This window comes from Enterococcus bulliens, assembly GCF_053761865.1.
The window spans coordinates 1-25,174 of the sequence record NZ_JBSMXK010000006.1 but is presented as its reverse complement, the minus strand read 5'-3'; the positions used below and the strand labels follow the sequence as shown (position 1 = coordinate 25,174).

Sequence of the window (25,174 nt, the reverse complement as noted above, 5' to 3'; positions counted from 1 at the left end):
CTAAATTACGAACATTATATCTCGTTTTTGTACTTTCATTAGTAGATTATCGTAATTTTATTGAAAAAGAAAGCAGATTTTAACGAAAACAAAAAAAAGAGTGTCTCAACACTCTTTTTTTGCCAATAATTCTAATAGTTGAAGACGCGCTTTTTTGCGCAAAGTCCCTTCCCAAGTAGCAGTTGTTGTCTGAATGACGACATGACTGCCATTCGTTTGGATCGACTCGATATCTTCTAACGTAAAAGTAGTCTGTTTCCAAAAACGTGCATAACAAATCGTAATTTTGTTATTTGTAATCGTTAACGTGCGACGATATCCTAAATAAAAAAAGAAGATGGACACCATTGTTACGGCGATACTCGTAGGATATGGTCGAGTATTTTCTAATGCCATAATCCAACTTGCAAAAAAAACAAAGGCTGTCATTGACCAGTAGATCAATGAAAAAGAAATTTCAGGTTGCCAACGAAATTTGGTTTTCATGGATACATTCCTTTCACTCTTTCACTTTTTTTAGCTATAATCATTGTAAGAAACGACGAGGAGGAACACAATGATTACGATTCATGTTGATGCTTCAACCAAAGGCAATCCTGGCCCAAGCGGAGGTGGGTTCGTTTTATCAGGCGATGGATTCCATATCCAACAAGCGTTTGCCTTAACCGGTGAATTGACCAACCATGAAGCAGAATTTGCGGCTTTGCTAAGTACATTAGAGTATGTAATCGATCATGAACTTCATTCACACACAGTGATGATCTATACCGATAGTAAGATTTTAGCGCAAACAGTGACAAAAAACTACGCTCGCCATCCAGAATATCAAAAATATCTCCAAGAAATTAACGAAAAATTACAAATGTTTTCCTTGATTTTTATTGAATGGATCCCTGAGTCTAAAAATAAGGGTGCAGATCATATGGCTCGCCAAGGATTACAGAAGGTTCTAAAACAGCATAAAAAAAGGGGCTGTGACAAAAGTAGATAATTACAAGAAATAAACCGAATCATTCCGACAATAGGGTTACCTATTTCAGTAATGATTCGGTTTATTTTTCAAAAGAATTCCATTTAAAACACCGTTTATTCATCGTTTAGAATGCCTGACAAATTCCCTGTTTTATAAAATCGGAGAAAGGAGACGTGAAAAGTTTTGCTTGAAACGTAACCAACGTGACTGTTTTTTGATCATGTCTGTTGTCAGTAACGTAGATTGTTTCATATCCTCTTCAAAAATACTTGCCAATTCAGCATTAACTTTACGGTTATACGCAAATGCACTTACCTCAAAATTTAATTCATAGCTACGAATATCTTGATTGGTTGTTCCAAAACTAGAAATCGTATCATCCATGATCATTGTTTTAGCATGAATAAATCCATTATTGTAAATATAGATTTTAACTCCACGTTTTTGCAAATAATTTGCATAGTACTGTGTCGCACGATAGATAAATGGATGATCAGGCATACAAGGAATCATTACGCGAACATCGATTCCTGATTTCACAGCTAAAACTAATGCCGTGATCATTGGGTCATCTGGTATCAAATAAGGAGATTGGATCCATACCCGTTTCTCAGCACCGAGTAACATCTTGATGAAGCCTCCTTTTAACACTTGCTCATCGCGATTGGGACCATCACTGACGATTTGTAAAGTGACATCGCCTAGTTCTTTTGGTTTTGGCAATGTAAAATAACGTGCTTCGTATTCCATTTCTTGGGTCTCGTGTTTCACTGAAGCATTCCAATCTTTTAAAAAGACTTCTTGTAAACCAAATGAACCTGTTCCTAGAATACGCGCATGTGTATCCCGCCAATAGCCAAATTTTTTACTTTCACCTAAATATTGATCACCGACATTAAAACCACCGGTCCAACCGATCTTGCCATCGATGACGACGATTTTGCGATGTAAATGATAATTTAGTCGCGTTTTGCGAATTAAGTTTCGTGAAGTAATAAACGCCAATACTTCACCGCCAGCTTCGACTAATGGAGTAAAAAATTTGATCGAAGTTTTCCCGCCCCATGGGTCGAATATCAAGCGGACTTCCACGCCTTCTTTAGCTTTTTCAACGAGAACCTCTAGAAAGCGATTCCCAATTTTGTCATTAAAGAATGCGTAATATTCAACATGAACGGAATCTTTTGCTGCACGTATGTCGGCAAACAAGTGCTCGAACTTTTCTTTCCCGTCTGTAAAAAATGTCACATCATTCCCCATCGATAACGGTGACTCTTCTACGTTATAAAAGTAATTCCGTAATAGACGCGCTTCTGCATCTTTGATTTTGACCGGAAATTGTTGATTATGTGCCGTAATTTCTTCTTCGATCTCATAGATCCGTTTTTTATGTTTGTCTTTCATTAAATAAATGGCTTCACCATCAATACCACGACCGCAAAATGAATACAAAATAAACCCAATCACAGGTAAAAAAACTAAGGCCATCATCCATGCAAACACACTGGCAATCGAACGAGGTCTTCGAAAAACCGTGATAAAGGCTCCGATCGTATTTAAAATAATTAGGGCAATAATTACACTATAGACTAAACTCATATCCATTTTTATACTCATATTTTCCCTCCCAATACCTACAAAATCAACCTATTTCCCCTAACTGTGGTTAAAATAGAAGTTGTTCAGATTATAACATAAAAAAGTTCTATATCCTCGTGATAACGAGAGATATAGAACAAAATCCATTAAGCTTGCTCAATAAAGACGATTGCTTGCGCTAGAGCCTCTTTGATTCCGGCTGGGTTTTTCCCACCAGCTTGAGCCATATCTGGACGACCACCACCGCCGCCACCAACTAATGGTGCGATTGCTTTAATTAAATCGCCAGCTTTTAAGCCTTTGTCGTTGGCTGCTTTATTCATAGCAACCAATAAGTTGACCTTACCGTCTGTAGCGTTAGCTAAGACTAAGATATCAGAAGCTGATTTTTGTTTCCATTGATCGGCTAATTGACGTAATTGATTCATATCTTTTACTGAAACTTCTGCTGTGATCACAGATGTACCCTTCACATCTGTGGTTTCATTAAAGATATCGCTAGCTTGTTGACTTGCCAATTTACTTGCTAATTGTTCATTTTCTTTTTGTACTTCGCGTAATTGCGCTTGTAATTGTTCCACTTTGCTTACGACTTCTTTAACCTGTGGCGTTTTCAAACGAGCGGCTACTGCTTTTACTCGTTCTTCTTCTTCACGGAATTGTTCGTAAGCTTCGGTGCTTGTTACTGCTTCGATTCGACGAACGCCAGCACCAATTCCCGATTCAGAAACGATTTTAAATAGTCCAATCGATTCAGTATTCTCAACATGGTTCCCACCACATAATTCGATCGACCAATCCGCCACGTTAACCACGCGAACATTTTGACCATATTTTTCACCAAACAAGGCCATTGCGCCCATTGATTTAGCCGTTTCGATATCCGTTTCGACTGTTGTAACGGGTAGTGCTTCCCAGATTTTTTCATTGACCATGCGTTCCATTGCGACTAGTTCTTCTGGTGTCACTTGACCAAAGTGTGTGAAGTCAAAACGTAAATGCTCTGGTGTTACTAATGAACCAGCTTGGTTGGCATGTTCCCCTAACGTTTCTTTTAAGGCTTTATGCAATAAATGGGTTGCTGTATGGTTTTTTGTGATCTTACGATGACGTGCATGATCGACTTCTAGCAGATAACTTTCTTCGATGGCTAAAGGCATTACCACTTCTACCTTGTGTAAGAATTGGCCGTTTGGAGCTTTTTTCACATCCAACACATAAGCGACAATATCACTTTGTTCATTGTAGATGGTTCCTTTGTCGGCAATTTGGCCACCCATTTCAGCATAAAATGGTGTCGTATCGAAAATCAATTGTGCTGTACCTTCGTTTACTGTATCCACTAGTGCTTCTTCTTGAATCAGTGCCACTAATTTTCCTTTGGCTTCTAATACATCGTACCCAACATACGTACTATCAACTTTTAAGTCCGTCAATAAGTTTGATTGAACCCCCATTGAGGTTTCTTTACTACGACCAGCACGGGCACGATCGCGTTGTGCTTGCATTTCAACTTCAAAACCAGCGTGATCCACTTCAAGACCAGCTTCTTGTGCTACTTCTTCTGTTAATTCAACTGGGAAACCGTATGTGTCGTATAGTTTAAAGATATCTTTTCCATCAAGTGTTGTGCCATTTTGTGCTTTTACTTGGTTGATTACTTGATTTAGAATATCTAAACCTTCATTGATCGTTTCATGGAAGCGTTCTTCTTCATTTTTAACGACTTTTTCAATAAACACTTTTTGTGCCAATACTTCGGGATAATAACTTTCCATGATTGAACCTACAACTGGTACTAATTTATATAAGAAAGCTTGTTCGATCCCTAATTTTTTCCCATGCATCACCGCACGACGTAACAAGCGACGCAATACATAACCACGTCCTTCATTTGAAGGTAACGCACCATCTCCGATTGCAAACGATAACGCACGGATATGATCGGCAATGACTTTAAACGACACATTCGTTACAGGGCTGTCGCCATATTTTACAGTACTACCTAAGTCTTCTACCGCATGGATGATCGGCATAAATAAATCTGTTTCAAAGTTGGTTGGTGCATCTTGAATGATTGATACAACACGTTCTAGGCCCATCCCCGTATCAATATTTTTATGTGGTAATGGTTCATACGTGTCGTCTGGTTTATGGTTAAATTCTGAGAAGACTAAATTCCAAATTTCCAAATAGCGTTCGTTTTCGCCACCAGGATAGTTTTCTGGATCATCTTCTGCTAAATCGTTATACGCCTCGCCACGATCATAAAAAATTTCGCTATCTGGCCCACTTGGTCCAGCACCGATATCCCAAAAGTTATCTTCAATTTCAATAATATGGGCATCTGTTAAGCCAACTTCTTCAGACCAAATACGTTTTGCTTCAGTGTCTTTTGGATATACGGTAACGTATAATTTTTCTGGATCAAACCCTAACCATTTAGGATCTGTTAGAAATTCCCATGCCCAGTGGATCGCTTCTGTTTTAAAATAATCGCCAATCGAGAAGTTTCCAAGCATTTCAAACATCGTATGGTGACGTGCTGTACGTCCAACATTTTCGATATCATTGGTACGAATTGATTTTTGTGCATTGGTAATACGAGGATTATCTGGTACAACAGAGCCATCAAAATATTTTTTTAACGTGGCTACACCAGAGTTGATCCATAATAAAGTTGGATCGTTTACCGGAACAAGTGAGGCACTTGGTTCCACTGTGTGACCTTTTGATTGGAAGAAGTCTAAAAATAATTGACGAACTTCAGCACTAGAGAGTTGTTTCATCTACAATTCCTACTTTCTTTTTCAAATAAAAAAACACCCTTGCAGACAAGGACGTCTACACGCGGTACCACCTTGTTTGCAATGATGTTGATCATTACCTCTTCGATCTTCTTAACGCGAAGTCACGTCGATTTTTCAACCGATTGTCTAAAGGGAGCCAGTACGAGAATACGAATGTTTTCCTTGCAGCGATGTGAAAACTCTCTGGTAAACGTAAATGCCAAGACTGTTGTCCTTTAGTGTACGTTTGAAGTATAGCGAAGAGGCAAAAAAAAGTCAATTTTTTCTCTATATATTTGTGATATTTTTAAGTTTACATAATAAAATTTTCGTGAACTAATTTAGTTGCGTCGCCAAAATTCGATTAATTTTGAAATAATCCAAGTTACCATGTATAAACCTACGATAACTAAAGTAACAGTGAAAAATCCTAATAAAACATAAAGATTATAGCCAAAACACAAAAATAACACCCACAATGAAACGATACAGAGTATTTTAGCGCTTGCGGATAACTTGCGCTTAATGAAATATTCTAAAAAATCTTCTCCTTTTAGATGATTTCGTTGATAGTCTTGGTAAACGCGCCATTTTTTCACTTTCGCACCCCATTTATTATGAAAGGTACCATCGATATGCTTCATCTTCTACTAAAACATCATCGAATTCACTCATACGGTGGTCTATCAATTGACCTCCGAGATGTTGATAAAACTGAACAGCAGGTTGATTGGCCTTCATTACCCAAATCAACATTTCCTGACACCCTTCCGCTGTAAAGTGAGACTTTGCTTGATTCACTAATTTTCTGCCAAGACCTCTTCCTTTAGCTTCAGAAGCTAAGTAAAGCGCGTAAACTTCTCCTTGATATGGAGTTAAATTACGCAACGCCATAAACCCTAATAATTTTCCGTTGTAATCATAGGCCCCATAAATAACCGGTTTTTCAATTGTATATTGTAAAAATGATGTCCATTTGTTTAGTGCATCTTGCTTATTTAAAGTATCTAAGTACGTTTTTGGAACTAGCTGTTGATAGGTTTGATGCCAACTGTCAATATACAAAGTAGCGACATCCATCAGATTGTCTTTAGTTAAACGAGTGATCATTAGTCTACCTCCATCAATTGAGTTAATGTTGTACGTAGTGCGTCATCTGGATTCAAGCAAGGAATCGTTGTTTGGTGCTGATACTCAGCTAAAAAATAAGGAAAATGAGTACAACCAATAATGATTGCGTCGACTTGTTGTTGCTCAAAAAAACGTATAGATTCTGGCAATCCAAAAGAAGCTGCGATGTCCTCAGGTGCGAGTTGTTTTTCTACGGCAGTTACCCAATCCAAATTGGTAATGCTAAAGACACGTAAAGCAGGATTTTTTTGTACGAATACTCGCTCAATACCTGCAGCACCTTGAGCATTTGCTGCAAGTATCCCTACTTTTTTTAACTTTTTGGCATAGCTTTCATAGGTTGAAAATGGTGTTAAGATCGGAATGTGATATTCTTTTTCTAAATGGGGAAAATCGATACTTGCGCTTAAAGAGTTACAATAAACAAAAATAGCCTGACATCCATTTTGCTTTGCTTGCTCTATTTTTTGTCTAATGACAGTATTTTTTGTCGTTAGATTTGATGTTTGAAATTGTGTTTGTTGTTCAGGTGATTGTGAAATCGCTACAGAAAAAATTTCAGTATTTTTTGTTTTCAATAGACGACACCCCATCTGAGTGTCTATTAGTGTTCCACCAAAAACGGCTATTTTCATGACCAACCCGCCCTCCTTTTTCACTTTAGTATATAATGAAAAGATAGAAAAAAACAATTGCTACCAAAGGAGAACTGAGTATGTTTGTCACAAAATCAAAGCTATTATCCTTAACAAAAGATTATCCAATTTCACAATTTCAGCGTGCTATCGCGATCTCTCAAAGTTTTTCTGGACCAAGTAGCCATGTCATCTTACTTTCAGATGGGCAGCAACTGACTTTGCTATTTTTGAACTTTTTTCAAACGAAAGTGATTGCTACAAAAAGTTATTTTCTCTCGGAGTGCCATCATCAGCGTTTGAAACATGTCGGTATTACGCTTTTTTGGAGTTTCGATGTCAAAACGGCGCATTATCGCTTTAAAATCGCTAAAAAAATCCTCACTCTAGGGAATTGGCAAGGAGAATTTATTAAAAAAATAAATCATTAATGTTATTTTATTATTTTAAATAATAAAATAAATGTTGTTTTTTAATCATTTAAAAGCATTATATTAGATTTTTTTTACATCTACGTGTTATGTTAAATGTAGTTAGAAGAAAAACTTGTTTATTTTTTCTAAGGGGAAATCAGTTTTAAACTGAAAACAATATATAGGAGGATGATGAAAATGGAACACGATCACAAACGAGGGGTAAACAGATATTTTACAAATGGTGAAGCTGGAGTTAATATTTCGTGGGGAGCAATCATTGCCGGAGTTGTCACATTTTTAGCAATTTTTATGACATTAGGTTTAATCAGCTCAGCAATTGGTTTTGGAGTAGCTGATCCTACTTCAAATGATCCTTTAGACGGTGTTGGAACAGGATTGACGATTTGGACAATCCTCATGTTGATCATCTCTTTTGTAGCAGCAGGATTTGTATCTGGTGTTGCTGCACGTAAAGTTGGCTTGTTACATGGATTTTTGACTTGGGCGACAAGTATGATCGTTGTCACATTGATTGTAAGCTATACAGCAGTTAGTGCATTATCAACAGTTGGTTCTTTATTAGGAAGCGTTGCATCAAGTGTTGGAGATGGTGCTAGTACAGTCGTTTCTGTAAGTGGTGATGCGGTATCTAAAGTATTTGATAAAGTTACTGAAGAAGTTGGTACAGTCAACACAGATGAATTACAAGGAAATGTAGAAAAATATTTACAAGATACAGATGTAGCAGAATTACAACCAGATTATTTAAAAAATCAATTAAGTGAAGCGACAGATGAAGTGACTAACGCTGGTAAAGAAATCGTAAAAAATCCAGATAATGCAGATAAAATTATTGATGACACTGCCTCTTCCCTACAAGATCGCGCACAAAAAATTGGGGATTCTGTTGACAAAGATGCAATTGCCAATGCAGTAGCTAAAAATTCTGATTTATCAGAAGAAGAAGCGCAACAAGCAACGGATACTATTTATAATGAATTGCAAACTGCAAGTAACGAAGCACAAAAACAAATTGAAATGGCTAAAGACAATATTGATAAAGCAAAATCAGAAATCCAAGATACAATCGATGAAGCACGTAAAACAGCAGAAGATGCATCGAATGCAACCGCTAAAGCATCAATTTGGGGCTTTGTTTCAATGGTATTAGGCTTAGTAATTACATCATTATCAGGTTTAGTTGGTGCGATGTTAGCACGAAACCCTGAAAAAGAAGCAAAAATGTAAGGTCTTTTATTATTTCAAGTATAAACAGCTAACATCTATATGCTAGCTGTTTATTTTTTGCTCAAGGTGCCCCTTTTTTTTTCATTTTTTAGTTATTATTAAAATTTTATTGTAATTGCGATAATAATGAAAAACAATTCATTTTCTTTCAAGTTATCTTGTTTTATTTTATGAATTTCATGCTAAACTTAATTAATCAGAGTTAAGGAGGACTATTATGCTGTATAAAAAAGGTTTGTTTGTGACCGGTTGTTTGATATTGATGATTATTGCTGGCTTAAGTTACACTTTATTGCATCATGAAGAGCCAACTCCTATTCTTTCTTACGGAAATGAGCATTATACTGTTTTTACTGATCAGAATCAAAAAATAACAATCGATTCCAACAACCTAATTTCACACGTACATAAGGAAGAGTTATTAACCAAAACGTTGACTTTACCTAAACACACACCTATAAGCATCGCTTTTCGTGCTAGTGCGACTCAATTTATAATTAGTATAGAAGCAAAAAATGATGCTTCTTTTGCTCAAACAACTACGATTCCAACGACTAAAGCGTATAACCAATATATCCCTTATGAAGAAATTGAATCTGGAATCGTTGGCTTATTTGTAGGAACAGACAACAAAAGTGATTTAGAATTGCTACAACATGATCCTCATGCGATTCAACAACTGGCTGATAAACAAGCGATTTTATTAGAACAAGCGATTTTGATTGAATAAATCATTGGTCATGATAACTATTGAGTTTAAAGGAGGCCACAACATGAAATTATCTCGTTCGTTTATGGAATTAAGTGCTTTGCTGTTGATTCCTATCGTGTTAAGTTTCATTGTTCATTTATTTTTTGCTGTATCGTTTGGATTGGTACTTGCTATTTTATATGCAATTTTAGTATTTTTCTCCCTTCCGTCAGATACTACATTTAGTCAAGTTGTGGATTATCAAACAAAAGTAAGTAATCCGACTCATCGTCTACCTTTCATCAAACATTTAGCTTTTGTAAAAATGGATTGGATTCGTTTTTTATTGCTGTTAATAGCTCTAATTGTAACTCTTGTAACGTGGTATATTATCGAAGTGAACTTATGACAGATGATTTCATTTTAGCCCATCTTTATAATTTGATTTTAAATCCAGGTACTCGAGAGTTTGAGCGCGAACAATTGGTCCAAGCAAAAAATGAACTTGAAAATGGTGAGGAAACAAAACGAGTCTTGGCTACTTTAGAAACACAATTGCGTCCTCTAGCATTAAGAGATAATCTAACTCCTGATGTAATGGAAACTTATCAAGAATGGTTTACTTCAAAAAAAATAGTGCACTCTTTTACGAAAGAGCACACTATGATACCTATCCTAGTGTTTTGAGTGTTGAATCTGGATATACTGGTGCTACTGGTCATACTGAAGCAGTTCGCATTATTTTTGACCCGATGATACTAAATTATCAAAAACTTGTAGAAATTTATTGGCAAGTTACTGATCCAACTGATGCTTTCGGTCAATTTCAAGATCGAGGCTCGCAATACCGTCCTATAATTTTTTATTGTAACGATATACAAAAAAGATTAGCAGAACAATCGAAAGCTTCTTTGACTAAGCTTTATCTGGATCCTATCGTTACTCAAATTGTACCAAGCATGCCTTTTTATTTAGCCGAGCACTACCATCAAGACTTCTACCGTAAAGAACCAAAACGTTATCGTAAAATGATACAGACGCGTAAACAGTTGCAGCAATTTAAAAACATCATGAATTGGTTGAAACGATATATCCTATAAAAATAAGTCCATTTTTCTAAAAAAGGAGTGGACTTATTTTTATAAGGTTAGTCCCCCCAATTTTTAAGGGTTTATTTTTTGATTTTTTTACATTATATTTCAAATGCGATAATAGTTTATATAACTAAACTTGTATCCTATTTACTGCCAATCCTTTATTAAAAAAACACTAAAGCAGTCTCCCACTTTAGCGTTTTGTTTATTTTGCAACGATTACCATCGATTTGATCGTTTTGCGCTCTTGCATATCTCGATAGGCTTGATTGACATCTGCTAAATGATATGTCTTTGTAAAGACTTTTCCTGGTTGGATATCTCCGTCTAATACTGCTTTTAATAAAAATTGTTTATCATAAGTCGTCACCGAAGCAGATCCGCCAGCAAATGCAATATTTTGCGCAAATGTAGAGCCAATTGGGCGATTGTTATAATGAGGAACACCGACGTATCCGATTCGCCCTCCATTATGTAAGACTCCAATTGCTTGGTCGATTGCTGCTTGTGTCCCTACACATTCTAAGGCTGCATCTGCACCTCCATTTAATAACTCGCGTACTTTCTGAATCCCCTCTTCTCCTCTTTCAGCAACCACTGCTGTTGCCCCTAATTCAAGTGCTAATTGTTGACGATCTTCATGCCGACTCATCAAAATAATTTGCGAAGCACCACGCATTTTCGCTGCAATTACCGCACATTGTCCCACTGCACCATCACCGATCACGACAACTTTATCACCTGGTTTTACTTCAGCACAACGCGCTGCATGATAACCTGTTGGCATCACATCCGCTAAGGTTAATAAGAATTTGATCATCCCTTCTGTATAATCAGAAGGTTGACCGGGAATCTTGATCAATGCCCAGTTGGCATAATGGAACCGAATATATTCGGATTGAAATCCATGCGACCAGTTGCTCGCACCTTGATGACGGTCACAAGTACCATCAAAGCCCGCACGGCATGCATCACATTCACCACAGCCATGCGTAAATGGTACAATCACAAAATCACCTGGTTTTACAGTGGTAATCGCTGAACCGATCTCTTCAATGATTCCTAACGCTTCATGTCCTGAGTTTTCAGAGTGTGCCTCTTTATCATCACCATTTGCATATGACCAAAGATCTGAACCACACACGCAAGCCCGTACGACTTTAATGATGACATCATCATCTGCTTGTAACTGCGGTTTTTCTACATCATATACTTGCATTTTTCCTGCTTCTTCAAAAATTGCTGTTTTCATTTTATTCCCTCCCATTGTTTACAAAGTGGTATATTGTTCATCGCTTACGGCTTCTAACCAGACCGGCGTACCTGCTGTAATTGCTAGATGTGTGAACCAGCTATCTTTAGTGGCGCCATGCCAATGTTTAACGCCATCATGTGTCACTACGACATCACCCGCATGAAGTACTCGTGCCTCTTCTCCTTCTTCTTGATACAATCCTGTACCGGACGTGACCAATAGAATTTGGTAGCCATCTTGATGGATGTGCCAATTGTTACGACATCCTGGTTCAAAAGTCACGTTTCCCACAGAAATATTGACCTTAGGATCTGCGACTAAAGTTTGTAAATAACTTTGACCGACAAAGTAATCGGCATATGCCTTGTTTTTTTCTCCAATTGGAAATACATTTATTTGATTGATTTTTGATTGCACCACTATTCTCCTTTAAAAATTTGACTTATATTTAGTTTAATGGAAAATTTACGCTAAATATAATACCTTTTAGGAATCACTGCATGCTTAAAAAGCATTTTTTATTTTTTAGTTGAACGTTGTATGTAGATTACGGTATGCTAAGTACTCATATCGTATTTTTAGAAAGTAGGGATTTCATGTATCAGTTAACACGTGCTACTAATCAAGAGCTACCAGCTATCGAAGCTTTTTATCAAAAAATGGTCCCTTTGATCAATGACCAAACAACAAGTTGGATTTTAGGTATTTATCCTTCATTCGATATCGCCAAACACGCCGTTTTAGATGAAGAATTCTTTCTTCTTAAAAAAGATGGAAATATCTTGGGTACGGTTATCTTAAATCACAAAGCACATGAACACTATCAATGCTTAACTTGGAAAACCGCTACCCAAAAAAATCAGCATTTGATCGTCCATACCTTGATCACAGATCAAACAAAACCTAGACAAGGTATTGGGTCACAAATGCTCGATCAAATCAAACAATACGGTCGACAATTAAATGTCGTGTCAATTCGTTTAGATACCGCACTGACAAATCTTCCAGCTCGTCGTCTATACGAAAAAAGTGGATTTCACTACATCGGACAGACAGATCTCCCTAAATTTGATCAAACAGGCAGTGATGAATGTGTATTCTATGAATACTTAATTAGATAAAAACAAGTGGGTACACGAATGTCCCCACTTGTTTTCGTTGATCAAAAAAACGATTGCGATGCTAGATAATATAACCTAATATTCCTATAAAGCTCCTACTACATGATGTGGTTGATACGGTTCTTCTAGATAGATCACGTCTTCTGGTGACAAGACCAAATCTAAGGCTGGTAATGCATCCGTTAAATGACGTTCCTTCGTCGCACCGATGATAAGAGACACTACTGTTTCTTTTTGTAATAGCCAAGCCAATGCGATCTGTGCACGAGTTACCTGATATTTTTTAGCTAATTGTGCCACACGCTCCACAATAATTTTATCTTGCTCTTGTGTGGTATCGTATTTTTGACGGGCCGTGTGATCCGTTAAAAACCGTTTTGTTGTCGCTTCCCAATCACGTGTTAGACGACCTGATGCTAATGGACTATACGGTGTAACAGCAATTCCTTGATCCTGACACAAAGGTAACATCTCGCGCTCTTCTTCACGATAGAGTAGATTCAAATGATCTTGCATCGAAATAAATTTCGTCCATCCATGTTTTTCAGCGACTGCCTGTGCTTTAGCGAATTGCCATGCGTACATCGCTGACGCTCTGATATAACGAACTTTCCCTGATTTGACAAGATCGTGTAGGGCTTCCATGGTCTCTTCGATTGGTGTATTGTAATCCCAGCGATGAATAATATAGAGATCCACATAGTCCATGTTTAAGCGTGTTAAACTTTGATCCAGTTGATAAAATAACGCTTTTCTTGATAAGCCCCCGCTATTTGGTCGATCTTTCATTTTCATATAGGCTTTTGTTGCCACCACGATTTCATCGCGATTTGCAAAATCATTTAACGCGCGCCCTACGATTTCTTCACTAGAACCATAAGAATAAATATTTGCCGTATCAAAAAAGTTGATTCCTAAATCCAAGGCTTTTTTGATCACAACTCGAATTTCTTCTTCGCCTAATGTCCATTCGTGAAATCCACTGGTAGGATCTCCAAATCCCATTGTGCCTAAACATAAACGGGATACCTCTAAACCTGAATTGCCAAATTTTACATAATCCATCGTAATCGCTCCTTTATTTTTTTAACTATCTAAACATTTAACTATCTAAACATTTAACTATCTAAACAACTTAACCCATTTAATACGCGCGGATACCCAATATATGGGATGAGATTGGCTAAAATGTGAATCAAGCCCTCTTTTGTTTGACCTAGACGGAAATTGGCTTGCACGTGCGCACGTACTTGACTTTCACATTCCCCTTGAGCCACCAAGAAACATAAGGTAATCGCTTCTCTTTGTTCAAGTGTTAATCCTGTTCGGGTATAAAAGTCACCAAAACAGTGTTCGACTAGCCATTTATTGATCAGTTGCGTTTCTTTTGCCCCTTGAGTAGCAAAATTACGCATACTCTCACCAAAAATATCCACTTGTGCCTGACTTCCTTTTTCAAAACGAGTCTTCATCGTAGTGGTTGACTGTCCTTCTAGCGGCAATGATTCTCCATTTTCGTGAATGATTTGATTCAACACTTTGAAGAAAGGCAATACACGTCCCATCCCTAAATAGGCAGAAGCTTGATACACTAATTCTTTTATTTCAATTGTGGTCACACCAAATTGAAAAGCGGCTTTCGCCATGACTTGAAATTCTTCGATTCCTTGGCAACCAATTAAACTAGCTAAAATCGCTAAAAAACGCGTATGATCCTCAACATCTGTTGCTTGGATAACCTCGTCAAAAGCAAAATTATCAAAACGTTCGACAAATTCCGGATCTGTCGTCAAAAAATTAGAAATATAATTTGGAAACATTTTTTCATGATACTGTTGTGCATATGGTGTAATACCCATTTACGATCACCCTTTCTTGACTTAAGTGTAGTTCATCTATTCATAGGCATCAATTCTAGTTTCGAATCATTTGGATAAGTGAAACTTATGCAAAAAAACAAGACAAAGCTTACTTATTCGCTTCGTCTTGTTTCGTATATTATGTAGAAATAATAGACAACATGATAGTTGCAAAAGGATCTACATAGGGATTTTGATTTTTTTTAGCCCAAAATGCACAATAATTACGTAAAATAGGCTGTTGGTTTTTCGTCAACTGGACACGTGTAATCCCTAAATCGGCTGTCCATTGATCATCGAAGGTTTCAATCGGTAAACACCCACGATTTCCAGTAACAATCAAGCGCGCTTCTTCTAAATTTTCAGCAAAGATAAAGGGATTATCAAACCCTAGAGTATCTCGATAAAAGGCTGCTTCGTGTTGTTGTTGCTTTTTTGACGTGATTAAAATACACGGAAGATGATGAATATCGTCTATCTCTAAACATGTTTCTTGACTCAATGGATTACGTTGAGCCAATTCCAGTTGGATCGGTAATTTAGCCAGCTCAAAATTCACGTATTCCTCTGAGAACATCCGTCGTTGATCACTTAACGCTAAATCGATCGTTTGATGCAGCAAATGATAATACAACTCTTCGTGCGTCCCTTTCAAAAGATGGATCGTCACTTCAGGATAGCTTTCAGAAAAATCAGCAATCACTTGATGTAACAGTGTACCGTTATAAGTGGGTAAATAGCCAATCGTCAGTTGCGGTCCACTATTTTGTCCAATTTCTTTCGTTCGCTGTGTGACTTCTTTCGTTCGCTGTGTGACTTCTTTCGTTCGCTGTGTGACTTCTTTCATTTGCGACAGGACTTGCTTGCTTTCCCGGTAAAAATACTCTCCAGCTAATGTTAAACTAAATTTACGATGTTCTCGTTTTAATAACACGACACCTAATTCTTTTTCAAGAGCACTGACCTGTTGCGAAATCGCAGATTGTGAGATGAACTCCTCTTCCGCTGCTTTCGTAAAACTGTTGTGTTCCACAACAGCAACAAAATACTGCATTTGTTTGAACAACATATTAAGAAACTCCTTACTTGATTCGTTCGATTACTGTAAATTCTTCACACAGTACGTCTAAGGTCTCGATTTCTACTGAAACGTTCCATTCAGTAAACACTTCACGCCAAAAACGAGCATGTTCTTTTTGCCAATAAACTAAACTACGATCACCTTCGCCTTCTTTATACGCGTGTTCTACACTGACTTGATTAAATGGCACTTGATACAATCGTGTCGTTTGCACGATTGCAACTGGTTGGTTTCGGCCATCTAATAGTATATCGTAACGATTAGGATCTACGATTGGGAGTGCTTCATTTTCTAATTCATATTCCAACACGGCACTCGCTGTTGCAGTTTTTTGACCATTTAGTACGAGTTTTGCTAGACTATCTGCCATCTCTGGCGTATTTCCAAATGACCATGTCGTACCGAATTTCGCTTCTTTTCGTTTGGGATGAGCAGTCAAAAACTGTTGCCATGCGGCTTCGATATTTTTTTGCATAAGTTTCTCCTTTGTTTATAACAAAAATCATTTCATTTTTCGAGAACTTCCTATACTCTAGTATAAACTATGGGTAAGGGAGATCGTAATGTTTATTTTTGTAGAAGAATTTATTGAAAAAAAGATTAAAATTGCAGAATATTTATATATCAAAAAAGGAAATCTCGACTTTGAAACATTTCAAAAAAAATATAGTATATCAAAATCAACATTCAAACGTTATCTACAAGAAAGCAACATGGAATACACTCACTATTACACGAATGGTAATCTTTATAATAACTACACTTTAACACGTATCATTCGAAAGCTTTTAGATCAGTCAGACCGCTTAGCTTTATGTAAAATGAGCAGATAATTAAACAAGAATTACAAAATCTTATTTGCTTTTTACAGCACACATTAAACAAGAATCAAAAACAATATCAACAAAAAGTTCAAATAATACTCGATACGTTATATCAAGAAGAAATCCTACCAGAAAAGCGTAAAGAACTTGCTTATTTGCTTTACAAATTCGCTTTTTATATTACGATTTTCCCTTATAAGTTCAGCGTGTTAAGTTTACGCCAAGAGTTTATGGTTGAAAAAATGTATGAAGATTATCCTACTCGAAAGCCACTTTTAGAAACGTTTATTTTACATTTGGAACAGTTGACGACTATTCCTTTGACGAAACGCAAACACAGTCTTATTCATTTTAACTTAGCAATGGATATTCTAACATTTGAACATTATAAACCTTTTTATTTAGGCGTCTATTCTACTCTTTGCAAACAACATCTTGAGTTTTTAACTGACCAAGTCCAATTTCTTAGTTCTTATTTTGAACATTCGTTTACAGTAATTCCTTTATCCAATGAACTAGATCATTTAAACTATAAGAAAAATATGATTATTTTGACCAATACAGCAATTGAAACTTGCGAAGTAGATCGCCAATATCTGATTAGTGATTTTTTAACACTGGAAGAATTTGGAGAGTTCGGAGTGTGGCTGCATAAAAAAACGAGCTATACTAGAAAATACTAAAAAAAATCCCCCAAGTCTACATTCAAGGGGGATCTTGTTGTGCAAGGGCAGTTGCACAAAGCGCTAGTCATCATAAGTTTACAATCGTTAGAGTTTGTTTCACTAGCTATACCTATAGTATATTTATCGACATTTTTTCCGTCAAAAGACTTGCTCTACTTGGTTTTTTGATTGACTTCAGCTTGATTTGCATAGGTAAATTTAGGTTGGGTTAGTTCAAATCGGAAATGCTCGCGGCTGACATAACCTACCGTTTCTTCACTATCGTATAAAGCCAATAAAAATTCAGCCATTTCTTCACTCGTATGATACGTCCCAAAGGCTTGATCATAATCATACGTTGCATCACTATTGGCTACTTTACCAAATTCTGTTTTCGTTGCCGCTGGTGCTAATACTTTTGCTTGCATCGGAGAATCTGCAGTTTTTAATTCATGAGCTAGACCTTCAGTAAATGCACTGACGAAAAATTTTGTGCCGCAATACGTAATGGCAGTAGGTACAATCGTATATCCACCTGCTGAAGACACGTTAATCAACTGTGTACCTGAAACATCTTGTTATTTTTGGACAAATAACAACGATAAAATCGTAACAGCTTCTACATTTAAGCGAATCATCTCCTGCGTGCGAAGTACATTTTGATCACGAAATGTGCTGTAATGTCCAAAACCTGCATTATTGATCCATGTTTCGAGTTCAAATTGTTCAAGACTTTTAAAAAACTTTATGCATTCATCTGGGACACTTAAATCTATAGATTTTACAACAATATCGAGACTTGGGTATTCTGCTAACAACTCTTCTTTTACGAGCATCAAAGCTTCTTGACGACGAGCAACTAAAATCAAATTTTTTTGTCTGGCAGCAAAAGCTTTCGCAGTCGCATGACCAATCCCGGTACTTACTCCAGTAATGACTGTATATTTTTTTGTCATCTTCTTACATCTCCTTTTAGTGAATAACTAAAGGATAAGACCTGGAGTGTACTCTAGGTCAAGTACATTTTTTTATTTGTTTTTTGCTACTTTGGTTTGTTCATGAAGCATATTTTGATAAATTGCTATTTTTGTATGCAAAAAATTAAGATGTTGCGTCAGTTCAGCTTGCTGCGCATTTAAATAGTCGGTCTGCTGATACAACAATTGTAAGCGCTGGGCAATCGTTTCATCTCCTTGATAACGTAAATGAGCATATTCTTTAATATCTGTTAAATGCATACCTGTTTGTTTCAAACGTTTGATAAAATTAATCCATGTAACATCTTACTCATCACATACGCGGTGATTTTTATGATCATGCTTTGGAACAATCAACCCTTCTTTTTCATAAAAACGTAACGTATCCATCGATAAGGCACTGACCTTTGAAAATTGTCCAATCGTGTATTCCATCTGTTCACTCCTCACTATACTTAATGTGAAACCTTATTTTTATGGTTCTCTATTGCGAATCGTCTTTTAAAAGACTAAATACTTTTGCTTTTTTAGCTTATTGAATAGTGTTCAAAAATTTATACAGTGATTACAAAAATACGATTTCTTTTCTTGGATACATCATTTACCTTTCATCTTAAAGATGCATTCTATCAAAGTACATTAGGTCTGTATCCTGATTTTGCTTAACGATAGATTTTTTTATTGGCTCTAGAAAGCTTGTTTTATCAAGATGCACGTAAAAAGTGCGGTACTTTTTTGTTAATTTATGCGAAAATAAGCTTAAATTATAAATGTGGTGAGGACCATGCATATTGGGAAAAATATAAAAAAATACCACAAGCAAAATCACATCACACAAGAAGAATTAGCGCAAAAATTAGCGCTCACGCGTCAATCGATTTCGAAATGGGAAAATGGTGAAACACTATCTAGTATTGATAATTTAATTGTACTCAGTAATCTGCTCGACGTTTCTCTAGACGAATTAATCACTGGTGAAGCCTATCTACATTTTCCATTTGAGTACGGCACAATCAAGCATCGCAAGACATTGTATACGTTTCTCTTTTCCCCAACTATTCTTGCCATTTTGACCGCATGGAATGCTTTTCTCGACTTTAGTCAAAATAGTACCTATTTGATCATGGCTTTATTTTTACAATTGTTGCTTTGTCTGTTATTTATCTATGTCTTTTCTTTAAAAAAGAGCCGATTGTATACGCATTGGACATTAACAAAAAAAGCAATCGTCGTCCCCATTTATAAACTTAATTCTTGGACAGAATTGTGGTTGCCGATCAAAGAATTGGTCCACCGTGAAACAAAAACAATTCCGATAACAGATATCGACCATATAAGACTTTCGATCGATCCATTCCCACTTGATCCTAACCTAGGAAAAAGTTTATACGGAGGCTATTTTGCACGCAATATCTCTGTCATGAGTGAACCTTTTTTCTAATCTTATCTACCAAACAAAATGAACAATACTCTCTAGATTTAAGTGGGTATTATTTTAAAGAAACTGCTGATCGAAAAATGCTCTATACGATTTTATTATTTTTGAAACGAAAACAAATCCCCATTCAAGATTCGCATCACTTAATTCCGACCATTAAGAAACGTGAATCGGTAATCGCTACTTTATATACTGACTATCGCAGCTAGCCTTTTTTATTTTGTTTTATACGTATAGACAAGAATAACCTCGCCATTCTCAGGATCAAACTGTTTCGTATTAACAAACCCTTTTCGTTCATAAAACACTAACGCAGCTTGATTTTTAGGATGGGTACTCAATATCACTTTGTCGATTTGCTGCTTCTTTTTTATCCATATAAGTAATTCATGTAAAAAATGATTTCCATATCCTTGGCCCTGAAACTGTTGATCGATCATTAAACGATCTAACCAGATATAATGATCTTCCTGATGATAGGCACCGACCATCGCAAATCCTATAATTTGGTTCTCTACTACTAACGCAAAAGGCTTCCAGTTAAATTGACTATCATATCTACTTTCTAACAAAGATATTGCGTTGGGCTCGATAAAAGGTTCTTGTTCTGGAGTAACCGATAACTGGATCACTTGACGTCAATTTTCTTGCGTTACAGGTAAAATATCCGACTTCATTTTGAGTCTCCTTGTAAGTCCTCTAGATGAATGGCTACTGAAGGAAAATGATCCCATTTTTCTAAATATTGATCAAAATCAACAGCGTAAATCATATAGAAGTGTTCGGGGTATTGTTGACTTAACGTTAGATAACGCGCTTTAACTTTTTCAGGATCTGGAGAAATAAAAATAACAGATGTAACACCAATTGATTCTTCATTTTCCAACAAAACTTCACCTTTTAATAGTGGATTCACATCACTAGGAGTTGCGAGTGCTTCTCTTGCCATTGGATTCATTTATCTTCACCTCTAAATTATGTTGGTATACTAATTATACGTGATTTTCAATCAAAAAAAGCAACTATTCTTATATTTCATTAGAATAGTTGCTTTTTAAACTTAAATTTTAGAATGTTTCATTAAACGATTAATATGCACAGCTAAGTAGACAACTTCTTCATTGGGAATCGTCTTACCATACATTTTTTGAATATACTCGTTTAATTTAACAGCGAGTTCCATTGCATGTGGGTACAACACAAGCATTTGGTGATACAGTTCATCATCAGTATCCTCGATCAACTGATCAGAGTAAAACCGTTCCACAAAAAATCGGATATGCGTAATAAATCGTGTGTAATGAATCGAAGTAGTCTCGATATCGAAATTGACCGAATATTTAACCATGTTTACTAAACTGCTAATCATCTTAGCATAACGAAAACTATCGGCACTCTCTGATTCAGATTGTGCATTAATTAAATGAAATGCGATGTTACTTGCTTCTTCTTTAGGTAAATCGACTTGAAACGCATCATTGATTTGAGTGATTGCTAAAAGACCGATTTCATATTCTTGGGGATAATAATTTTTAATTTCCCAATATAGTTTGTTTGCTACGATCTGTCCAGACTGTGCCCGCTCCACTGCAAAATGAATATGGTCTGTTAAGGTCAAATATAGGTTACTTGTTAAGGTCTTGTTCAATCTTTCTTGTGCCATTAAAATAATCTTTTTGGTTATATCAAAGTAAATAAAAGGAATTTCTTCAATCAGTTCTAGAATGTGGGCAATACGTTTATTTTCCGGTAAAAAAATTTGATCGACATGGCTTTCTTCAATGAGTTCCCCAGCTTTTTTCCCAAAGCCAATCCCTTTTCCTAAAACGACCATTTCACTACCTTCTTTATTTACCAAGACCACACTAGAATTCAACACCTTTTTTATACGTATCATCTTTGTCCCTCATCATTCATTAAAAATCGCAGCCCCATTGGTTTGAATTACATTTTGATACCAATAAAATGAATCTTTACGTAAACGATCATATGTACCATTTCCTTCATCATCTGCATCAACGTAGATAAATCCGTAACGTTTAGACATCTGAGAAGTTCCTGCACTGACTAAATCAATAGGGCCCCAACTTGTATACCCAATCAATTCTACTCCTTCATCAATGGCTTCTTTCATTTGTTTGAAATGTTCCTTAAAATAAGCAATCCGATAGGCATCATGAATAGCGCCGTCTTTAAGTACATCCACAGATCCCATTCCATTTTCGACAATCATCAAAGGTAACTGATAGCGATCGTATAAATCCAATAACGAAATCTTCAACCCTTTAGGATCGATTTTCCAGCCCCATTCAGTTGACTCTAAAAAGGGATTTTTCACACCTAAAACTGTATTTCCTGGAGTACGGTTAGCATTAGGATCATTTGATTCTGCCATTGACATATAATAACTAAAGGAAACAAAATCAACTGGATACGATTTTAAAATCTCTAGATCTTGTGACTCCATGTGAATCTCAATACCACGATTACGCAAATCAGCTAAAATTAATTTTGGATATTCTCCTTTGACTTGAACATCCGCATAGAAATTATTTTCTAAATTTTTCTTCAAGGTCAATTCTACATCGATCGGTGCGCAAGTTAATGGATATGTCATCAACTTGGTTACCATACATCCTACTTTTGCATTTGGACAGGTTTCATGGATAATTTTAGTCGCTAATGCACTTGCTACAAACTGATGATGTAGTGCTTGATAAATATCTTGTTCTAACTTTCCTGGTGCACAACGATCAGGAATAATCCCTGCAGTTGTAAAAGGATGACGATGAATACTATCAATTTCATTGAAGGTCAACCAATACGGCACGTAGTCTCCAAAATGCTCGACACAAGCTTTGGTAAAACGTACGAAATCATCCACCACGCGACGATCAACCCAACCGTTATAGTTAACGCTTAGCGCTACTGGCATTTCATAGTGAGATAAAGTCACAATCGGCTCGATGCCTAATCGTTTCATTTCTCGAAATACATTTAAATAAAAGTCGATTCCAGCTTGATTTGGGGTTTCTTCTTCACCTGTTGGAAATAAGCGCGTCCATGCAATGGATAAACGCAAGGTTTTAAATCCCATTTCCGAAAACAATGCAAGGTCTTCTTTGTAACGATGATAAAAATCGATTCCACGTCGCTTTGGATAAATACTATCGGTTGGATCTGCCATAGCTTGTGTGATTGTTTCAGTCGAAATGGTCATATGCGCTGCGTAGTCTTTATTGTCGACATTTGGTTTATACGTGGCCATATCGGCTACCGATAAACCTTTTCCAGCAACGTTAAACGCACCTTCTACTTGATTTGCTGCTACTGCTCCACCCCATAAAAATCCTTCTGGAAATTGTACATTTGTCATCTTTATCTGCTCCTCTTCCTAGTTATAAGCTACTTCTAAAACCGTATCTTGCTCTAAAACATGATCTTTTTCATGTAAAGTCTTCACTTGATAGTCAGCTGGATTGGTCACAAGAAAAATGACGGTTGGATCTAAACCAGCATCTAGGATCGTTTGACGATTGAAACGAATAAGCTCTTGACCTTTTGCAACTTGGTCTCCAACTTTTACAAGCGGTTCAAATCCTTCTCCTTCTAATTTTACCGTATCGATTCCAATATGGAAAAGCAATTCTGCACCATTTTGTAATTTCATTCCAATAGCGTGATGTGTATTAAAGACCATCGTGATTTCGCCTTCATAAGGAGCAACTAAACGATCTTCTTCAGGAACGATCCCGATGCCCTCACCTACCATTCCACTAGAAAATACTTCATCTTTAACTTCTGCTAACGGAATGACATGACCTAAAACTGGTGACGTTAAATCATTCGTAAATTGTTGCATTGACTCATCCACTGATTTTTGTTTTTTCTCTACTTTATCTTTAAATAATACCAATATGCTACCAAACGATACCACAAAAGAAATCACTAAAGTAACAAATGCCCAAGCTAGATTCATCGAGTTACTTTTATCAACGAACATCGTAATACTTGCTAGTCCTGGTCCAACAAGCGCAAATGCCTTTAACGCAAAAATTCCTGCAGCGATTCCCCCAATTAAACTAGAGAACATGACACCGTACAATACTTTTTTATGCAAAATCGTTACACCATATAGCGCTGGCTCTGTAATGCCAAATAATGCAGAGATTCCTGCTGAAATCGCAGTAGCACGCAATCCTTTATCTTTTGTTTTTAAACTAACGGCAAAACAAGCACCTGATTCTGAAATATTATGTGCTAAAGAAGCAGGTAGATATAACATCTCTGCGCCTAAGCTTCCCATTGTCGAAATCGTATAGGGAATCATTGCTTTGTGCATACCGGTGACGACCATAAATGGTAAAATCATGGCCAACAAACCAGTTGCCACCCAACCAAATTGGTTGTAGAACCATACAATCACTGCTGAAAAGGCTGTTCCGGCATTATATCCTAAAGGACCTAAGATCAAAAGTGCAACCGGTACCGTGATCAATAAACTCATCATTGGTACAAAGAAAATACGAATAGATTTGAATGAATATCTGGTAAATAATTTCTCCACTTGTGCATAAAATAAAACCGTCAAAATTGCTGGAAATACTTGTGAAGCATAAGCAATATTTTCTAAATTGAATGAGAATAAAACGGCACCATCTGCTAATAGTTTGGTCATGTCTGGTAACAATAATGCACCTACTGCAGACATGGCAACGAGTTGATTGACTTTCAATTTATTCGCGGTAGTCACTGCCACCAATTAAATTTAAGATCTGATAAGTTTGGCTTTGATCGCTCATCAAACCTAACATCGAAAGCAGTAATAAAAGTGATTTTAAAATCCCACCACCCGCAATTGCCGGTACTAGTGGTTGAAAGACAGATACTAGAAAATCAAGGAAAATTGCTCCTGGTTTACGCTTTGGCTGATTTGCTGTTGGTTGATGTTCTAAAGTTCCTAATAAAGGAACGACTTCATCGTAAACTTCAACAACTTCATTTCCAATAATCACTTGGCATTGTGCATTCATTTTTACCCCAATAACGCCATCGATTTTTTCTAATCCTGCGCGATCGACTTGACTATCATCTTGCAATGTGAAGCGTAATCGTGTCGAACAATGTTCTAAATGTGCGACATTTTCTTTACCACCGATTGCTGCGACAATTTCTTTAGCGGTTGCCTTGTAATCCATATCCTTTTTCTCCTTTTGTACAAAAAACAGGACCTCAAACAGCATCATAAAAGTGGCTCTATAATTTAATGGACTGATGAATTGAATTCAATTCATCAGTCCATTTGTCATTTTAGGTATTAAAAAACATACTCGCTTCCTGTATGATTAAATCACCACAAAATAAACAAACGAAAGGAG

The 25,174-nt window shown here is 36.5% G+C and carries 26 protein-coding genes and 4 pseudogenes; 11 read left to right on the top strand and 19 right to left on the bottom strand.

Features of this window, described 5'->3' with window-relative positions:
• Window positions 1-105 precede the first annotated feature (105 nt).
• On the bottom strand, window positions 106-486 hold the full coding sequence (locus ACWOEC_RS04530; protein ID WP_455306297.1) for an EbsA family protein: 381 nt from the start codon (window positions 484-486) through the stop codon (window positions 106-108).
• 70 nt (window positions 487-556) lie between these two features.
• Here ACWOEC_RS04530 and ACWOEC_RS04525 point away from each other — a divergent pair, with 70 nt between their 5' ends.
• Window positions 557-991 (top strand): ribonuclease HI family protein, encoded by a 435-nt coding sequence (locus ACWOEC_RS04525; RefSeq protein ID WP_455306295.1) that lies wholly within the window; start codon window positions 557-559, stop codon window positions 989-991.
• Between the two features lie 132 nt (window positions 992-1,123).
• Here the strand turns inward: ACWOEC_RS04525 and cls are convergent, their stop codons facing one another.
• From cls to ACWOEC_RS04500, 5 genes are all read right to left on the bottom strand, one after another.
• Window positions 1,124-2,590, bottom strand: coding sequence for a cardiolipin synthase (cls, locus tag ACWOEC_RS04520; protein WP_455306293.1), 1,467 nt, complete (start codon window positions 2,588-2,590; stop codon window positions 1,124-1,126).
• Between the two features lie 128 nt (window positions 2,591-2,718).
• Window positions 2,719-5,361, bottom strand: a complete 2,643-nt coding sequence (alaS, locus tag ACWOEC_RS04515) for an alanine--tRNA ligase (protein ID WP_455306292.1) — start codon at window positions 5,359-5,361, stop codon at window positions 2,719-2,721.
• 341 nt (window positions 5,362-5,702) lie between these two features.
• Complete coding sequence (locus tag ACWOEC_RS04510) at window positions 5,703-5,960, bottom strand: hypothetical protein (protein ID WP_455306290.1); 258 nt, start codon at window positions 5,958-5,960, stop codon at window positions 5,703-5,705.
• A 16-nt stretch (window positions 5,961-5,976) separates the two neighbouring features.
• Window positions 5,977-6,471, bottom strand: a complete 495-nt coding sequence (locus ACWOEC_RS04505) for a GNAT family N-acetyltransferase (protein WP_455306288.1) — start codon at window positions 6,469-6,471, stop codon at window positions 5,977-5,979.
• Entirely contained in the window at window positions 6,471-7,127 is a 657-nt protein-coding gene (locus ACWOEC_RS04500) for an aspartate/glutamate racemase family protein (RefSeq protein WP_455306286.1), read from the bottom strand. The genes ACWOEC_RS04505 and ACWOEC_RS04500 overlap by 1 nt, the downstream gene beginning before the upstream one ends.
• Before the next feature lie 80 nt (window positions 7,128-7,207).
• Here ACWOEC_RS04500 and ACWOEC_RS04495 point away from each other — a divergent pair, with 80 nt between their 5' ends.
• The 5 genes and pseudogenes from ACWOEC_RS04495 (at window position 7,208) to msrA (ending at window position 10,582) form a co-directional block, all read left to right on the top strand.
• Window positions 7,208-7,558: a hypothetical protein gene (locus ACWOEC_RS04495; RefSeq protein WP_455306284.1), complete on the top strand. Its 351-nt coding sequence runs from the start codon at window positions 7,208-7,210 to the stop codon at window positions 7,556-7,558.
• A gap of 171 nt (window positions 7,559-7,729) precedes the next feature.
• The gene (locus ACWOEC_RS04490) at window positions 7,730-8,791 is read left to right on the top strand and encodes a hypothetical protein (RefSeq protein WP_455306282.1); all 1,062 of its coding nucleotides are present in this window, start codon (window positions 7,730-7,732) and stop codon (window positions 8,789-8,791) included.
• A gap of 217 nt (window positions 8,792-9,008) precedes the next feature.
• The gene (locus ACWOEC_RS04485) at window positions 9,009-9,521 is read left to right on the top strand and encodes a hypothetical protein (protein WP_455306280.1); all 513 of its coding nucleotides are present in this window, start codon (window positions 9,009-9,011) and stop codon (window positions 9,519-9,521) included.
• Between the two features lie 43 nt (window positions 9,522-9,564).
• Window positions 9,565-9,891 (top strand): hypothetical protein, encoded by a 327-nt coding sequence (locus ACWOEC_RS04480; RefSeq protein WP_455306278.1) that lies wholly within the window; start codon window positions 9,565-9,567, stop codon window positions 9,889-9,891.
• Window positions 9,888-10,582 (top strand): annotated as a pseudogene (gene msrA / locus ACWOEC_RS04475) (peptide-methionine (S)-S-oxide reductase MsrA). Before ACWOEC_RS04480 ends, msrA begins: the two are co-directional and overlap by 4 nt.
• A gap of 199 nt (window positions 10,583-10,781) precedes the next feature.
• Here msrA and ACWOEC_RS04470 read toward each other — a convergent pair.
• Window positions 10,782-11,828 (bottom strand): zinc-binding dehydrogenase, encoded by a 1,047-nt coding sequence (locus ACWOEC_RS04470; protein ID WP_455306276.1) that lies wholly within the window; start codon window positions 11,826-11,828, stop codon window positions 10,782-10,784.
• An 18-nt stretch (window positions 11,829-11,846) separates the two neighbouring features.
• Window positions 11,847-12,248, bottom strand: coding sequence for a cupin domain-containing protein (locus ACWOEC_RS04465; RefSeq protein ID WP_455306274.1), 402 nt, complete (start codon window positions 12,246-12,248; stop codon window positions 11,847-11,849).
• A gap of 179 nt (window positions 12,249-12,427) precedes the next feature.
• On the opposite strand from ACWOEC_RS04465, the gene ACWOEC_RS04460 reads away from it, so the two are divergent.
• Window positions 12,428-12,952 (top strand): GNAT family N-acetyltransferase, encoded by a 525-nt coding sequence (locus ACWOEC_RS04460; protein ID WP_455306272.1) that lies wholly within the window; start codon window positions 12,428-12,430, stop codon window positions 12,950-12,952.
• A gap of 84 nt (window positions 12,953-13,036) precedes the next feature.
• Here the strand turns inward: ACWOEC_RS04460 and ACWOEC_RS04455 are convergent, their stop codons facing one another.
• From ACWOEC_RS04455 to ACWOEC_RS04440, 4 genes are all read right to left on the bottom strand, one after another.
• Window positions 13,037-14,017, bottom strand: coding sequence for an aldo/keto reductase (locus ACWOEC_RS04455; RefSeq protein WP_455306270.1), 981 nt, complete (start codon window positions 14,015-14,017; stop codon window positions 13,037-13,039).
• 53 nt (window positions 14,018-14,070) lie between these two features.
• The gene (locus tag ACWOEC_RS04450; protein ID WP_455306268.1) at window positions 14,071-14,811 is read right to left on the bottom strand and encodes a carboxymuconolactone decarboxylase family protein; all 741 of its coding nucleotides are present in this window, start codon (window positions 14,809-14,811) and stop codon (window positions 14,071-14,073) included.
• A 139-nt stretch (window positions 14,812-14,950) separates the two neighbouring features.
• Window positions 14,951-15,880 (bottom strand): LysR family transcriptional regulator, encoded by a 930-nt coding sequence (locus ACWOEC_RS04445; protein ID WP_455306266.1) that lies wholly within the window; start codon window positions 15,878-15,880, stop codon window positions 14,951-14,953.
• Window positions 15,881-15,893: 13 nt separating this feature from the next.
• Entirely contained in the window at window positions 15,894-16,367 is a 474-nt protein-coding gene (locus ACWOEC_RS04440; RefSeq protein ID WP_455306264.1) for an ASCH domain-containing protein, read from the bottom strand.
• A gap of 88 nt (window positions 16,368-16,455) precedes the next feature.
• Between ACWOEC_RS04440 and ACWOEC_RS04435 the strand changes: the two genes are divergently transcribed.
• Together ACWOEC_RS04435 and ACWOEC_RS04430 are read left to right on the top strand one after the other, a co-directional pair.
• Window positions 16,456-16,725: a hypothetical protein gene (locus tag ACWOEC_RS04435; RefSeq protein WP_455306263.1), complete on the top strand. Its 270-nt coding sequence runs from the start codon at window positions 16,456-16,458 to the stop codon at window positions 16,723-16,725.
• Window positions 16,726-16,946: 221 nt separating this feature from the next.
• Window positions 16,947-17,399: a hypothetical protein gene (locus ACWOEC_RS04430; protein WP_455306261.1), complete on the top strand. Its 453-nt coding sequence runs from the start codon at window positions 16,947-16,949 to the stop codon at window positions 17,397-17,399.
• Between the two features lie 155 nt (window positions 17,400-17,554).
• Here the strand turns inward: ACWOEC_RS04430 and ACWOEC_RS04425 are convergent.
• Together ACWOEC_RS04425 and ACWOEC_RS04420 are read right to left on the bottom strand one after the other, a co-directional pair.
• A pseudogene (locus tag ACWOEC_RS04425) lies at window positions 17,555-18,337 on the bottom strand (SDR family NAD(P)-dependent oxidoreductase).
• A gap of 72 nt (window positions 18,338-18,409) precedes the next feature.
• Window positions 18,410-18,793 (bottom strand): annotated as a pseudogene (locus ACWOEC_RS04420) (MerR family transcriptional regulator).
• Between the two features lie 349 nt (window positions 18,794-19,142).
• On the opposite strand from ACWOEC_RS04420, the gene ACWOEC_RS04415 reads away from it, so the two are divergent.
• Both ACWOEC_RS04415 and ACWOEC_RS04410 read left to right on the top strand, forming a co-directional pair.
• Window positions 19,143-19,799: a helix-turn-helix domain-containing protein gene (locus ACWOEC_RS04415; RefSeq protein WP_455306259.1), complete on the top strand. Its 657-nt coding sequence runs from the start codon at window positions 19,143-19,145 to the stop codon at window positions 19,797-19,799.
• 77 nt (window positions 19,800-19,876) lie between these two features.
• Window positions 19,877-20,005, top strand: coding sequence for a hypothetical protein (locus ACWOEC_RS04410; protein ID WP_455306257.1), 129 nt, complete (start codon window positions 19,877-19,879; stop codon window positions 20,003-20,005).
• Window positions 20,006-20,011: 6 nt separating this feature from the next.
• Here ACWOEC_RS04410 and ACWOEC_RS04405 read toward each other — a convergent pair whose 3' ends face one another.
• The 5 genes and pseudogenes from ACWOEC_RS04405 to ACWOEC_RS04385 form a co-directional block, all read right to left on the bottom strand.
• Complete coding sequence (locus tag ACWOEC_RS04405; protein WP_455306255.1) at window positions 20,012-20,428, bottom strand: GNAT family N-acetyltransferase; 417 nt, start codon at window positions 20,426-20,428, stop codon at window positions 20,012-20,014.
• A gap of 41 nt (window positions 20,429-20,469) precedes the next feature.
• Window positions 20,470-20,754 carry a phosphoribosylaminoimidazole carboxylase gene (locus ACWOEC_RS04400; protein WP_455306253.1) on the bottom strand — a complete coding sequence of 95 codons (285 nt, stop codon included), beginning with the start codon at window positions 20,752-20,754 and terminating at the stop codon, window positions 20,470-20,472.
• Window positions 20,755-20,856: 102 nt separating this feature from the next.
• Window positions 20,857-21,693, bottom strand: coding sequence for a PRD domain-containing protein (locus tag ACWOEC_RS04395; protein WP_455306251.1), 837 nt, complete (start codon window positions 21,691-21,693; stop codon window positions 20,857-20,859).
• Window positions 21,694-21,705: 12 nt separating this feature from the next.
• The gene (locus ACWOEC_RS04390) at window positions 21,706-23,172 is read right to left on the bottom strand and encodes a glycoside hydrolase family 1 protein (RefSeq protein WP_455306249.1); all 1,467 of its coding nucleotides are present in this window, start codon (window positions 23,170-23,172) and stop codon (window positions 21,706-21,708) included.
• Window positions 23,173-23,190: 18 nt separating this feature from the next.
• Window positions 23,191-24,994, bottom strand: a pseudogene (locus tag ACWOEC_RS04385) (beta-glucoside-specific PTS transporter subunit IIABC).
• Window positions 24,995-25,174: the final 180 nt, after the last annotated feature.

Bases quoted from the DNA above. Each gene is read 5' to 3' on its own strand.
- ACWOEC_RS04400 (WP_455306253.1), bottom strand. From the start codon at position 20,754: ATGAATCCAATGGCAAGAGAAGCACTCGCAACTCCTAGTGATGTGAAT.
- ACWOEC_RS04410 (WP_455306257.1), top strand. From the start codon at position 19,877: ATGCTCTATACGATTTTATTATTTTTGAAACGAAAACAAATCCCCATT.
- ACWOEC_RS04505 (WP_455306288.1), bottom strand. From the start codon at position 6,471: ATGATCACTCGTTTAACTAAAGACAATCTGATGGATGTCGCTACTTTG.
- cls (WP_455306293.1), bottom strand. From the start codon at position 2,590: ATGAGTATAAAAATGGATATGAGTTTAGTCTATAGTGTAATTATTGCC.
- ACWOEC_RS04525 (WP_455306295.1), top strand. From the start codon at position 557: ATGATTACGATTCATGTTGATGCTTCAACCAAAGGCAATCCTGGCCCA.
- alaS (WP_455306292.1), bottom strand. From the start codon at position 5,361: ATGAAACAACTCTCTAGTGCTGAAGTTCGTCAATTATTTTTAGACTTC.
- ACWOEC_RS04390 (WP_455306249.1), bottom strand. From the start codon at position 23,172: ATGACAAATGTACAATTTCCAGAAGGATTTTTATGGGGTGGAGCAGTA.
- ACWOEC_RS04435 (WP_455306263.1), top strand. From the start codon at position 16,456: ATGTTTATTTTTGTAGAAGAATTTATTGAAAAAAAGATTAAAATTGCA.
- ACWOEC_RS04490 (WP_455306282.1), top strand. From the start codon at position 7,730: ATGATGAAAATGGAACACGATCACAAACGAGGGGTAAACAGATATTTT.
- ACWOEC_RS04500 (WP_455306286.1), bottom strand. From the start codon at position 7,127: ATGAAAATAGCCGTTTTTGGTGGAACACTAATAGACACTCAGATGGGG.
- ACWOEC_RS04460 (WP_455306272.1), top strand. From the start codon at position 12,428: ATGTATCAGTTAACACGTGCTACTAATCAAGAGCTACCAGCTATCGAA.
- ACWOEC_RS04450 (WP_455306268.1), bottom strand. From the start codon at position 14,811: ATGGGTATTACACCATATGCACAACAGTATCATGAAAAAATGTTTCCA.
- ACWOEC_RS04485 (WP_455306280.1), top strand. From the start codon at position 9,009: ATGCTGTATAAAAAAGGTTTGTTTGTGACCGGTTGTTTGATATTGATG.
- ACWOEC_RS04455 (WP_455306270.1), bottom strand. From the start codon at position 14,017: ATGGATTATGTAAAATTTGGCAATTCAGGTTTAGAGGTATCCCGTTTA.
- ACWOEC_RS04530 (WP_455306297.1), bottom strand. From the start codon at position 486: ATGAAAACCAAATTTCGTTGGCAACCTGAAATTTCTTTTTCATTGATC.
- ACWOEC_RS04440 (WP_455306264.1), bottom strand. From the start codon at position 16,367: ATGCAAAAAAATATCGAAGCCGCATGGCAACAGTTTTTGACTGCTCAT.
- ACWOEC_RS04445 (WP_455306266.1), bottom strand. From the start codon at position 15,880: ATGTTGTTCAAACAAATGCAGTATTTTGTTGCTGTTGTGGAACACAAC.
- ACWOEC_RS04470 (WP_455306276.1), bottom strand. From the start codon at position 11,828: ATGAAAACAGCAATTTTTGAAGAAGCAGGAAAAATGCAAGTATATGAT.
- ACWOEC_RS04495 (WP_455306284.1), top strand. From the start codon at position 7,208: ATGTTTGTCACAAAATCAAAGCTATTATCCTTAACAAAAGATTATCCA.
- ACWOEC_RS04395 (WP_455306251.1), bottom strand. From the start codon at position 21,693: ATGATACGTATAAAAAAGGTGTTGAATTCTAGTGTGGTCTTGGTAAAT.
- ACWOEC_RS04415 (WP_455306259.1), top strand. From the start codon at position 19,143: ATGCATATTGGGAAAAATATAAAAAAATACCACAAGCAAAATCACATC.
- ACWOEC_RS04430 (WP_455306261.1), top strand. From the start codon at position 16,947: ATGGTTGAAAAAATGTATGAAGATTATCCTACTCGAAAGCCACTTTTA.
- ACWOEC_RS04480 (WP_455306278.1), top strand. From the start codon at position 9,565: ATGAAATTATCTCGTTCGTTTATGGAATTAAGTGCTTTGCTGTTGATT.